9 protein-coding genes, 1 tRNA gene and 1 pseudogene are annotated in these 10,910 nt (G+C 72.6%); 8 read left to right on the top strand and 3 right to left on the bottom strand.

Going from position 1 to position 10,910, the window contains the following annotated elements; genetic code table 11:
- The 4 genes and pseudogenes from ACFQ27_RS12240 to ACFQ27_RS12225 form a co-directional block, all read left to right on the top strand.
- Positions 1-354: pseudogene (locus ACFQ27_RS12240) on the top strand (hypothetical protein); the annotation flags it as partial.
- The gene (locus tag ACFQ27_RS12235; RefSeq protein WP_377353783.1) at positions 351-1,883 is read left to right on the top strand and encodes a heme biosynthesis HemY N-terminal domain-containing protein; all 1,533 of its coding nucleotides are present in this window, start codon (positions 351-353) and stop codon (positions 1,881-1,883) included. The pseudogene ACFQ27_RS12240 and the gene ACFQ27_RS12235, both read left to right, overlap by 4 nt.
- A gap of 30 nt (positions 1,884-1,913) precedes the next feature.
- A tRNA-Thr gene (locus ACFQ27_RS12230) sits at positions 1,914-1,989 on the top strand.
- 71 nt (positions 1,990-2,060) lie between these two features.
- A complete protein-coding gene (locus ACFQ27_RS12225; protein WP_377353782.1) occupies positions 2,061-3,077 on the top strand; it encodes a calcium-binding protein in 1,017 nt (338 codons plus the stop codon).
- A 9-nt stretch (positions 3,078-3,086) separates the two neighbouring features.
- Here the strand turns inward: ACFQ27_RS12225 and ACFQ27_RS12220 are convergent, their stop codons facing one another.
- Entirely contained in the window at positions 3,087-3,527 is a 441-nt protein-coding gene (locus ACFQ27_RS12220) for a hypothetical protein (RefSeq protein ID WP_374344034.1), read from the bottom strand.
- A gap of 260 nt (positions 3,528-3,787) precedes the next feature.
- Here ACFQ27_RS12220 and ACFQ27_RS12215 point away from each other — a divergent pair, with 260 nt between their 5' ends.
- Genes ACFQ27_RS12215 through ACFQ27_RS12205 form a run of 3 tightly spaced genes read left to right on the top strand, consistent with a single transcriptional unit; the run spans position 3,788 to position 8,049 of the window.
- A complete protein-coding gene (locus ACFQ27_RS12215; RefSeq protein ID WP_377353781.1) occupies positions 3,788-4,495 on the top strand; it encodes a response regulator transcription factor in 708 nt (235 codons plus the stop codon).
- The gene (locus ACFQ27_RS12210) at positions 4,492-5,841 is read left to right on the top strand and encodes a FecR domain-containing protein (RefSeq protein WP_377353780.1); all 1,350 of its coding nucleotides are present in this window, start codon (positions 4,492-4,494) and stop codon (positions 5,839-5,841) included. Before ACFQ27_RS12215 ends, ACFQ27_RS12210 begins: the two co-directional genes overlap by 4 nt.
- Positions 5,842-5,844: 3 nt before the next feature.
- Entirely contained in the window at positions 5,845-8,049 is a 2,205-nt protein-coding gene (locus ACFQ27_RS12205; protein WP_377353778.1) for a CHASE2 domain-containing protein, read from the top strand.
- A gap of 6 nt (positions 8,050-8,055) precedes the next feature.
- Here ACFQ27_RS12205 and ACFQ27_RS12200 read toward each other — a convergent pair whose 3' ends face one another.
- The gene (locus tag ACFQ27_RS12200; RefSeq protein ID WP_377353776.1) at positions 8,056-8,574 is read right to left on the bottom strand and encodes a hypothetical protein; all 519 of its coding nucleotides are present in this window, start codon (positions 8,572-8,574) and stop codon (positions 8,056-8,058) included.
- A gap of 60 nt (positions 8,575-8,634) precedes the next feature.
- The gene (locus ACFQ27_RS12195; RefSeq protein ID WP_374344024.1) at positions 8,635-8,973 is read right to left on the bottom strand and encodes a hypothetical protein; all 339 of its coding nucleotides are present in this window, start codon (positions 8,971-8,973) and stop codon (positions 8,635-8,637) included.
- Between the two features lie 156 nt (positions 8,974-9,129).
- Here ACFQ27_RS12195 and ACFQ27_RS12190 point away from each other — a divergent pair, with 156 nt between their 5' ends.
- Entirely contained in the window at positions 9,130-10,908 is a 1,779-nt protein-coding gene (locus ACFQ27_RS12190; RefSeq protein WP_377353775.1) for a chloride channel protein, read from the top strand.
- Positions 10,909-10,910: the final 2 nt, after the last annotated feature.

Genomic DNA, 10,910 nt, shown 5'->3' with positions numbered 1-10,910 from the left:
GACTATCCCGACTACGCCGCCCGCGCCGCCGTCGCCTCGCGCGGCCTGGGCGCCCAGAACGGCCTGTGGGCCCAGATCAAGGCCGCCCTGTCGCGGGTGATCATGCTGCGCCGGGTGGGCGAGGTGCCGGGCCAAGGCGCCGACGCCGCGCTGGCCAAGGCCGAGACCCTGGTCGGCGAGGGCGAGATCGACCGGGCGCTGCGCGAACTGGACGCCCTGCCCCAGGCCGGGCGCGACGCCATGGCCCCCTGGCGGGCGCGGGCCGAACGGCGGGCCGAGATCGACCGCCGCGCCGCCGCCATCCGGGCTGAAGCCCTGGAGGATCTGGCCCATATGGCGCGGGGGCCGGAGTGATCCGCGCCGGCGTCGCCGTCGTCGTCGTCCTGGCCCTGGCGGTGGCTGTCCTCGCCCTGGCCGGCGAGGCGGGTCACGCCAGCATCATCTGGATGGGCTGGCGCGCGGACATGACCGCCGCCGCCCTGGTGGTCCTGACCCTGTTCGGGGCGCTCACCTCCCTGGCCTTCTGGCGGCTGCTCTTGTGGGTGATCGAAGCCCCGCGCCGGGCCGAGCGTACCCGCCAGGAGACCCGTCGCCGCCAGGCGGGCGAAGTTCTGACCCGCGGCTTCCTGGCCGTGGCGGCGGGGGACGGGACCGAGGCGCGGCGGCTGGCCGCCAAGGCCGCCGACCTGGCCGAGGACGCGCCGGGCCTGGTGCGCCTGCTGGCCGCCCAGGCGGCGGAAGCCGCCGGCGACGTCATCGCCGCCCAGGCCGCCTATTCCGCCATGCTCGGCTTTCCGGAAATGCGCCTGGCCGGCCACAAGGGCCTGATGCTGTTGGCCCAGGGCCAGGGCGACCGGGCCACCGCCCTGCGCCACGCCGAGGAAGCCTATGGCCAGGCCAAGGCCGCTCGCTGGGCCTGGCGCGCCCTGCTGGAGGCCCGGCTGGCCGATGGCGACTGGGACGGGGCCCGCGACCTGGTCAAGGCCGCCCTGGAGCGCAAGATCGTCTCGCCCATCGTCGCCGAGCGCGGCCGCGCCGCCCTGCCCGCCGCCTCCGCCGCAGGCCTTGAGTCCACCGCCGAGGCCAAGGCCCGGTCCCTGGCCGCCGACTTCGCCGCTGAGGCCGCCAAGCTGGCGCCCGGTTTCGCCCCCGGCGTGGTGATGGCCGCCCGCCTGCTGGCCGCCCAAGGCAAGCCCTCGCGGGCTGTCCAGGTCATCGAGGCCGCCTGGAAGGTCGCGCCGCACCCGGCCCTGTGGCTGGCCTATCGCGATCTAAAGACCAATGAGACCCCGCGCCAGCGGTCCGCGCGGCTTGCGGCCCTGGCCGCGCTCAACGCCCCGGCCCGGGAAAGCCGCATCCTGGCGGTGGAGGCGGCCCTGGTGTCCGGCGACGCCACGGCCGCCGCCGAGGCCGCCAAGACCCTGGAGGCCGAACCGGTCACCGCCCGCATCGCCGGCCTGATGGCCCGCGTCGCCTTCCTGGGCGGCCGGCCCGACGAGGCTCGGGTCTGGATGGCCCGCGGGGTCACCGCCCCGCGCGAAGCCGACTGGTCGGACCTGGACCCGGAAGGCCGCGCCTTCGCCTATCAGCCCGGCGACTGGGCGCGGCTGGTCACCAGCTACGCCGAGACCGGAGACCTCATCCATCCGCGCCACGAACGGGCCGAGCGGGTGATGAGCGAACTGCCCGAGCTGCCGATCTCCTACGCCGACCCCGCGCCCCTCCTGGCCGCCGAGCCCGGCGCCGCCCCGCCCTACCCCATCGACGAGGGCTTCTTCGACGACGACGAGCCTCCGCCGCCGCTTCCACCCACGCCCCGGCCAGCCCAAAGACGGCCATCTGGACGCAGACGCTTGGCGAGCGGCCCGAGAGCCGCTAAATAGCCCGCGCTTTCGGGGCGCCAGCCCCGCGGGGCCGCCTTAGCTCAGCCGGTAGAGCGGCGCATTCGTAATGCGTAGGTCAGGTGTTCGAGTCACCTAGGCGGCACCATTTCTCCCTCTTCAGCCTTTCTCAGCATATGCCCGGCAAGGTTGACCCCGCTTAACCGTGGGGGGCCGGACATGGCTGTGATCACCCTGGGCGGGGTTTCCGTCGATCTGGAGCAGGTGGACCTGTTGTCCATGCTCACGCGGAGCCTGTCGGCCTCGGTGGCCGGGCAGCTGACCAGCGTCAACGGCCAGACCCTGGACACGCTCTACGGCCAGTTTTCGCTGTCGCTGACCGGCGCCCTGTCCGGCGGGACCCTGACCCGGATCCTGGAGACCCAGGGCGGGTCGACGGTGTTCGACATCTCCGGCGTGAGCCTGCCCGTCGTTGACCTGCTGCGCTGGGCCGCGGCGGGGGACAGGACGGCGGCGATCAATTCCATGCTGGCCGGGGCCGACACCATTACCGGCTCGACCCTGGGCGATGTGCTGCGCGGGCTGTCGGGCGCGGACAATATCTCCGGCGGGGCCGGCGATGACGTGCTGGATGGCGGTGATGGCGATGACGTGGTCAATGGCGGAGCCGGTGACGATGTGATCGCCGGGGGCTCTGGGTCCAACGTCCTGCGTGGCGATGACGGCGCCGACCTGCTGAGCGGCGGGTCCGGCTTTGACGACATCAACGGCAATGTCGGCAACGACACCGCCCACGGCAATGCGGGCGACGACTGGGTGGTCGGCGGCAAGAACGACGACCTGCTCTATGGCGATGCGGGCGCCGACATCGTCTATGGCAACCTGGGCAATGACACCCTGTCAGGCGGTGACGGCAATGACGTGGTGCGCGGCGGACAGGGGGATGACAGCGTCTCCGGCGACGCGGGCGACGACATCGTTTTCGGGGATCGGGGCAATGACACCCTGGCCGGTGGCGCGGGCGCCGACATCTTCCATTTCTTCTCCGGCGCCGGGAACGACCGGATCACCGACTTCAACTACGCCCAGGGCGACCGGATCCTTATCGAGGGCGGGGCCAGCTGGAGCGTGGCGATGTCGGGCGCCGACACGGTGGTCACCCTGGGGGCCGACACCCTGACCCTGGTGGGCGTCAACCTGGCCGCCCTGGCCTCGGACTGGATCGGGCTCGGCTAGAAGTCCAGGTCAGGCCTTCAGGACGCCCAGCCGATGTAGCGCATCAGTCAGGTGGCGCAGGTCGCGGATCAGGGTGTCCCAGCTGCCCGGGCCCAGGCTGGCGGCCAGGGCTTCGCGCTTGGGCGTCACCCCGCGCACCCGGTCGCCATGGATCAGGCCGGCCTCGACCAGCACCTCGCACTTGCGCCGCACGGTCTCGCGCGGCAGGCCGCAGCTCTCGGCCAAGGAGGTGCGCGAGACCCAGCGCAGCCCCCCCTCGGCGTCGGCTTCCCCCGACCCGCTGACGGCGGCGACACACAGGGTGCGATAGATCACGGCGGCGGTCGGCCCCAGGCCGTGGACGCCCGTCACCGCCTCGGCCCGGCGCAGGCAGAAGCCCTCCACGGCCAGGGCGGCGGCCATCAGGGCTCCCGGCGCGGCGGCTTCGGAATCCACCAGGTCGATCTGCATTCCAACACCCTCGAAGTCTCTGACGCCAGAGCCGGGACGGCGCCCCGTTCTGGGTGGAGTTCTAGGGCGCGGCAGAACGCCGCGTCATCCCATGGCCGTGTAAACAATTGTAAAAACACCACTTCAAGCGGCGCCTAAGGACCCCTGGCGCGCTAGGCCCAATTTAGGTAGGGCGGCTTCATACCGGGGGGCAAAGCCCCTAAGCTGGGGCTTCGTTCCGAAGGGTCCCTCCTCGTCCCCCAAGGGTTCTCCCCCGCCCTATGAAAATCGCCGTCCTGGATGACGACCCCGCGCACAATGAGCTGATCGCGGGGATTCTGGCCCGCGCCGGGCATGAGGCTGTGCTCTTCGAGCGGCCAGACGCGGCCCTGCGCGACCTGCGCCGCCAGACCTTCGACCTCTTGCTGCTGGACTGGAACATGCCGGGCATGAGCGGCATCGAGGTGCTGGAGCAACTGCGCCAGGGGCCGGCGCCGCCGCCGGTGCTATTGATCACCAGCCGGGCCGAGGAGGCCGACATCGTCCAGGGCCTGGGGGCCGGGGCCGACGACTATGTGGTCAAGCCGATCCAGCCGGCGGTGCTGACCGCCCGGGTCGCCGCCCTGCTGCGCCGGGCCTTTCCCGCTCCGCCGCCCGCCGGGCCGGAGGACTTCGGCCCCTATCGGCATGTGGCCGGCGAACAGCGGATATACCTGAACGGCCAACGCCGCGACCTGACCGCCAAGGAGCTGCAGCTGGCCCTGGTGCTGTTCCGCAACGCCGCCCGCGCCCTGTCGCGGGACTATCTCCTGGAGACCGTCTGGGGCCACAGCCCGGACCTGGAGACCCGCACCCTGGACGCCCACCTGTCCAAGCTGCGCACCAAGCTTGAACTTCGCCCTGAACATGGATTTCGCCTCGTGACCATCTACGGTTTCGGCTATCGGCTGGAGCCGACGACAGGCCTGCAGGGGGACGGCGCGGCATGAGGACCATGACAGCAGGACTGGCCGCGGCCCCCATGCTGGCGGTCATGGTGCTGGCGGCCCCTTCGGCGGCGGCGCAGCCCCGCGCCGGCGCTGCGCCCAGCGAGCCGCCTGTGACCTACAAGGTCCAGGCCGGCGACACCCTGATCGGCCTGGGCGGGCGCTACCTGGTCAAGTCGGCCGACTATCGGGCGGTGCAGAAGCTGAACCGGGTGAAAGATCCGCGTCGGCTGCCGGCGGGCTCCTCCCTGACCATTCCCTATCCGCTGCTGAAATCCGAGCCGATCCCCGCGGCCCTGGCCGCCTTCAGCGGCCGGGTGACGATCACCCGCGCCGGCCGGGCCATCACGCCCGCCCGGGACATGGTGCTGCAGGAGGGCGACCAGATCGCCACCGGCCCCAACGCCTTCGCCACCCTGGCCCTGCCCGACGAGAGCCGGGTCAGCCTGCCGTCCAATTCCACCCTGGCGATCGTACGCCTGCGCCAGGTCCTCCTGACCGGGGGGCTGAAGCGGACCTTCGACATCCAGCTTGGCAAGGGGGCGGCCCAGGTCACGCCGATGCCGACCCCGGATAGCCAGTTCCTGATCCGCACGCCCTTGAGCGTCGCCGCCGTGCGCGGCACCGAATACCGCGTGTCCTATGATCCGGGCCGCGCCACCGCCCAGGCCGAGGTGATCAAGGGCGTGGTGGGCGTCGCTCCCGCCTCCGCGCCCACCGAAACACCGGTGCCGGCCGGGTTCGGCGCCCGCGCCGCGGCGTCCGGCGTGTCCGCCCCGCGCGCCCTGCTGCCGGCTCCGGCCCTGGTGCGCGGCGGCCGCACCCAGGAAGACCCGAAGGTGACCTTCACCCTGGAACCGATAGCGGGCGCGGCACGCTATCATCTGCAACTGGCCAATGACGCCGGCTTCGTCGACGTGTTCGCCGAGACCGAGACCGACGGTCCCGCCGCCGTCTTCGAGCAGGTTCCGGACGGGGTCTATTTCGTGCGCGCCACCGCCATCGACGCCGAGGGACTGGAAGGCCTGCCCCGCGACTATGGATTCGAGCGCGACCTGAACGTGCTGGACGCCGGCCAGCCCCAGGCCGAGACCGCCGGCAAGATGAAGAAATTCAAGTTCCGCTGGAGTTCGGCCGGCGCCGGGACCCGGATCTTCCAGCTGCAGGTGTTCCGGAGCGACAGCCCGACGCCCTATGCCGACCTGCCCGGCCTGGCCGAGCCCGAGGTCAGCCTCACCGACCTGCCGCCCGGCGCCTATCGCTGGCGGGTGATCGCCACCCGGTTCAAGCCGGGCCAGCCGCCCAGCGTGAAGGTGGGCGCGTTCCAGGACCTGCAGATCGGCCAGTAAGCCATGCCCCGGTCCCGCCCTGTGGCCGCCGGGGAACGGTGGCGTCTCGGCCGCGAATGGCTGCTGGTGGGTCTGCTCACCTCGCTGGCCGTGGCGGCCTGCGCCCTGACCGGGGCGCTCGGGCGGGCGGACAACCTGATCTATGACCGGCTGGCCCTGCTGAACCCGCCGCCGCCGGCCAAGGAGCTGGTCATCGTCGCCATCGATGACCGCAGTCTGGCTGAGCTTGGCCGCTGGCCCTGGGGCCGCGCCGTCCACGCTCGGCTGCTGGACCAGCTGGCCCAGGCGAAGCCCAAGGCGGTGGTCTATGACATCCTGTTCCTGGAGCCCTCCGCCGACGATCACGCGCTGGCCCAGTCCATGCGGGGCGTGCGCACCCTGCTGCCCCTGACCATGCAGGCGCCGGGGCCGAACGGCGCGCCCTTCACCCTGGTCCGGCCGCCGGAGCCCCTGGCTGGCGCGGCGGCGGGGCTGGGTCAGGTCAATGTCCGCTACGATCCCGACGGCATGCTGCGCCGGGTCCACCTGCGCGACGGCGGGGCGGGCGCCTGGACCGACCACCTGGCCCTGAAGGCCTTCCGCCTGGCCCGGCCCAAGGCGGCCCGGCCGCCGGACGAGCTGATCGTTCCCTTCGCCGGCCCGCCCGGCGCCTTTCCCACCGTCTCCTTCGCCCAGGTCCTGGCCGGCGAGGTCCCGGTTGAGGTGTTCCGCGACCGCCTCGTCCTGGTGGGCGCGACCGGGGCCGGGATGGGTGACCGCTTCCCAACCCCGGTGGGCGGCAGAGGCGGGGACCTGTCGGGGGTCGAGTTCCAGGCCAATGTGCTGTCGAGCCTGTTGCAGGGGCGCGAGGTCCGCCCCGCCGGGCCGCTCTGGTCCCTGGGCCTGGGCCTGGGCGCCGTCTGGCTGTTGATGACCGCCATGCTGACCCTGTCGCCGCGGCGGGCCATGGTGGTGGGCCTTGCGCTGGGCGTCGGCGTGCTGGGCCTCAGCGCCGGTCTGCTGGCGGGCTTAAGGATCTGGCTCATGCCTGCCCCGGCCCTGCTGGGCCTGCTGGTCGCCTATCCGCTCTGGGGTTGGCGCAGGCTGGCCGCGGCCAGCGCCTTCCTGGCCGCCGAGATCGACCGGTTGGCCGCCGACCCGGCCATGGCCGACCTCCCCAAGGCCCCGCCAGCCGGCGGCGACCTGGTGGGCCGCCAGGCCTGGCTGCTGGACCGGGCCATCGTGCGGATGAGCGCCCTGCGCCGGTTCACCGCCGAGGCCCTGGCCGCCCTGCCGGACGCCACCCTGGTGCTGGGGGTCGGCGACCAGGTTGAAATGGCCAATGACGCGGCCCGCGCCCTGTTCGACGAGGCCCTGGCGGACAAGGCCTGGGCCGAGGTGGCCGGTCGGCTGGCGTCGGCTGAGCCGCTCGACGGGCCGCCGGCCGCGCTGGAGGGCCATCAGGTCCGCCTGGCCGACGGCCGCACCCTGCAGGTCGGCCTGGCGGCGCGGCAGGCGGGCGGGCTGATCCTGCGGCTGGCCGATGTCACCGCCCTGGAAGCCGCCCATCGCCAGCGCGAGCAGGCCCTGCAGCTGCTCACCCACGACATGCGCTCGCCCCAGAGCTCGATCCTGGCCCTGCTGGACAATCCCGACGCCGCCGCCGACCCCCAGGGCCTGGCCCACCGGATCGCCGGCTACGCCAGGAAGACCCTGGCCCTGGCCGACGGCTTCGTGCAGCTGGCCCGGGCCGAGAGCGGGCCGGTCCGCGCCGAGACCTTCGACTTCGCCGACATCGTCGCCCAGGCCGCCGACGACCTGTGGCCGCAATGGCAGGCCAAGGGCCTGAAGCTGGAGGCCCAGGGTCCCAACGAGGCCCTGGCCCGCGGCGACGCCTCGCTCACCGCCCGCGCCGTCGGCAACCTTTTGGGCAATGCGGTGAAGTTCAGCCCGGCCGGCGGGACCATCCGTTGCACCCTGGCCAAGGGTCGCGGCGGCCGGGCGGGCCAATGGGTGCTGCGCATCGCCGACGAGGGGCCGGGCCTGGACAAGGCGGCCCTGGCGGGGCTGTTCCAGCCCTTCCAGCGGTTCGACGCCGGGCGCAGCGACGGGGCGGGCCTGGGCCTCAGCTTTGTGCGGGTGGTGGCCGAACGGCAGTCCGGGTTCGTGGCCTGTGACAGCGCGCCGGGCCGCGGGGCGATCTTCAGCCTTGGCGTGCCTCAGGCCTGATCTGGCTCAGGACGCGGGCGCGACCAGGCCCAGGCGCGCCAGGGCGGCGTCGACCAGGACGGACAACGGCTGCCGATCCCCGGCCTTGCGGTCACTGGCCTGGGCGCGGGCCAGGGGCGCGCCGGTCTTGGCGTCGAGCACCGCCACCTCCACCGTGCGCACCGGCTTGGCGCCGCCGATCCAGGCCTTGCGGCGCGGGATTTCGATCCAGGCGGGGGCTGCGGCGGGTGTGGCGAGCGGCCCCATGACACCGATGGTCCCGGGGCGGGCGCTGTCGCCGACCTGCAGGTAGAGGTCAGGGGCCTGGCCGGCGACGGGACCGCGGGCGGCCAGCCGCGTCTGGGCGAGACCGGCCGCGGCGCTGGAGGCCTCGGGCGGTGTGAGCAGGACTACGGTCTTGCCGGCCGGAACCGCGCCGCTCTCCGGCGCCAGGCTGGTCAGCACCCGCGGTCCCGCGCAACCGGCCAGGGTCAGGCCAAGCAGGATCGGGACAGCGGTGGTCGACAAGGGTCTTGGGACGGACATGGGCTCTCCGCGAAGGTCGCGGCGACCCTCGCCCTGTCCGGCCCCGAATTCAAGCTGGGATCAGGCTTCGCCGCGGGTCTCGAGGAACATCCGGGCCTGAGGCGTCAGGGCCCAGCGGTGCGAGCCAGGGCCGAACACCAGCCGGAACAGTCCGGGCGCCTCGCCCACCTGGCAGTGGGCGTCGAAGGTGGTGAGGATCTCCTCGCGCAGGGCCGGGCTGGCGAGCTTGGCGTCGCGATGGCGGTTCTGGGCGATGCGGGAGATGACCACGTCGCGGTGGGCCTCGCCGCTCAGCGACATCAGGGCTTCGGCGATCTCGGCGCTCAAGGGGTGGGCCACAGGCGTGCGGGCCAGTCGCGATCCGCGGGCGGCCGCCAGTTCAACCAGTTTCTCCGACATGACATCCCTCCGGCGTCGCTCAAGCTCTTCACCGCCTCTTAACCCTTGGCGGGCCGCCAGGGCGCCGAAATTCCTAGGGTTTTACTATTGTTTACAGTCGCCTGGGGCGTGGGGGGCAGGTGTTCCGGCGGTGACGAAAGCCTGTTACGGACACTCATGGTCCAGGTCTCGACCGCCCGCTCCGTCTCCCTGCCGCTGCGCGGGCTCGCCTTTGTCCGGCGCCAGATCCGCTCAAGCGAGCTATGGCTGATCGCGGTGGCGGTGCTGGCCGGGGCTGCGGCCGGCGGCCTGGCGGTGGTCCAGGCCAAGCTGGCCCACGGGCTGCAGATCCTGCTGTTCGCCTTCGATCCCGATCAGAGGCTGAGCGCCCAGGCCGCCATCACACCCTGGCGGGTGCTGTTCATTCCGGCCGGGGGCCTGGCGCTGGGCCTGATGACCTGGGCCTGGTCGCGCTGGCGCACCACCCGGGCCGTCGACCCCGTGGAGGCCAACGCCCTGCATGGCGGCGCCATGTCGGTCCGCGACAGCGCCTTCATCTGCGCACAGACCCTGGTCTCCAACGGATCAGGCGCCAGCGTCGGGCTGGAAGCGGCCTACGCCCAGGCCGGCGGAGCCGCCGGCTCGATGATCGGCCGGGCCCTGGCCCTGCGCCGGGCCGACCTGCGCACCCTGGTGGGGGCGGGCGCCGGCGCGGCCATCGCCGCGGCCTTCGGCGCGCCCCTGACCGGGGCCTTCTACGCCTTCGAGATCGTCATCGGGGCCTATACCGTGGCCAATATCGCCCCGGTGGCCGCCGCGGCCCTGGCCGCGGTCCTGGTGGCCCGCAGCCTGGGCGGCGACACCTACAAGCTGTCGAGCACGGTGGAGGCGATCCAGAACTGGCCGGTCTACGGCCTCTACGCCTTGCTCGGCCTGGCGACGGCGGTGTTCGGCGTCGCCTTGATGCGGATGGTGGCCACCGCCGAGCGCTGGACGGTGAAGCTGCCGGTTCCCCTATGGCTGCGGCCGGCCCTGGGCGGGATGCTGCTGGCGGGGATCGCCCTCTATACGCCCCAGACCCTGTCGGCGGGCCACGGCGCCCTGGCTCTGGACCTGGAGCGCGACCTGGGCCTGAAGATGCTGCTGCTCCTGATCGCCATGAAGGCGGCGGCCTCGATCATCTCGCTCAGCTTCGGCTTTCGGGGCGGCCTTTTCTTCGCCGCCCTGTTCCTGGGCGCCCTGGAAGGCCAGGCCTTCGCAGAACTGATCAACCTGGCGCCCGGCCTGCCCCACCTGAACGGCACGGTGGCCGCCCTGGTCGGCATGGGGGCCTTGGGCGTCGCCATCATCGGCGGACCGCTGACCATGTCCTTTCTGGTGCTGGAGACCACCGGCGACTTCAGCGTCACCGCCGCCACCCTGGTGGCCTCGCTGATCGCCTCGGCCGTGGTGCGCGAGACCTTTGGCTATTCCTTCTCCACCTGGCGACTGCACCTGCGCGGGGAGACGATCCGATCCGCCCACGATGTGGGCTGGATCCGCACCCTGACCGCGGGCCGCATGATGCGAAAGGATGTGCCGGCGGTTCCCACCGACACCGGCCTGGCCGAGTTCCGCCGCCGCTTCCCCCTGGGCGCCGCCAAGCGGGTGGTGCTGACCGACGCGGAAGGCCGCTATGCGGGTCTGGCGCCGGTGGCGGCGGCCTGGTCAGCCGACCTGAACGATAGCGGGGGCGAGGGCGAGCTGGCCGCCCTGGCGGTCAACGCCCAGGCGGTTCTTGCGCCGGAAATGTCGATCAAGGAGATCATGGCCGCCTTCGACCGGGCCCAGAGCGATGAGCTCGCGGTGGTCGATGCCGACGGCCAGGTCCTGGGCGTGCTGACCGAGGCCTACGCCACCCGCCGCTACGCCGAGGAACTGGAAAAGGCCCGCCGGGATCTCACCGGCGAGGCCTGAGC

The sequence above is a fragment of the Phenylobacterium conjunctum genome (genome assembly GCF_042679085.1).
Taxonomy (GTDB): Bacteria; Pseudomonadota; Alphaproteobacteria; order Caulobacterales; family Caulobacteraceae; genus Phenylobacterium; species Phenylobacterium conjunctum.
The sequence above is the reverse complement of the archived record's forward strand: the minus strand, read 5'-3'. Positions and strand labels throughout refer to the sequence as shown.

Bases quoted from the DNA above. Each gene is read 5' to 3' on its own strand.
- ACFQ27_RS12225 (WP_377353782.1), top strand. From the start codon at position 2,061: ATGGCTGTGATCACCCTGGGCGGGGTTTCCGTCGATCTGGAGCAGGTG.
- ACFQ27_RS12220 (WP_374344034.1), bottom strand. From the start codon at position 3,527: ATGCAGATCGACCTGGTGGATTCCGAAGCCGCCGCGCCGGGAGCCCTG.
- ACFQ27_RS12215 (WP_377353781.1), top strand. From the start codon at position 3,788: ATGAAAATCGCCGTCCTGGATGACGACCCCGCGCACAATGAGCTGATC.
- ACFQ27_RS12210 (WP_377353780.1), top strand. From the start codon at position 4,492: ATGAGGACCATGACAGCAGGACTGGCCGCGGCCCCCATGCTGGCGGTC.
- ACFQ27_RS12205 (WP_377353778.1), top strand. From the start codon at position 5,845: ATGCCCCGGTCCCGCCCTGTGGCCGCCGGGGAACGGTGGCGTCTCGGC.
- ACFQ27_RS12200 (WP_377353776.1), bottom strand. From the start codon at position 8,574: ATGTCCGTCCCAAGACCCTTGTCGACCACCGCTGTCCCGATCCTGCTT.
- ACFQ27_RS12195 (WP_374344024.1), bottom strand. From the start codon at position 8,973: ATGTCGGAGAAACTGGTTGAACTGGCGGCCGCCCGCGGATCGCGACTG.
- ACFQ27_RS12190 (WP_377353775.1), top strand. From the start codon at position 9,130: ATGGTCCAGGTCTCGACCGCCCGCTCCGTCTCCCTGCCGCTGCGCGGG.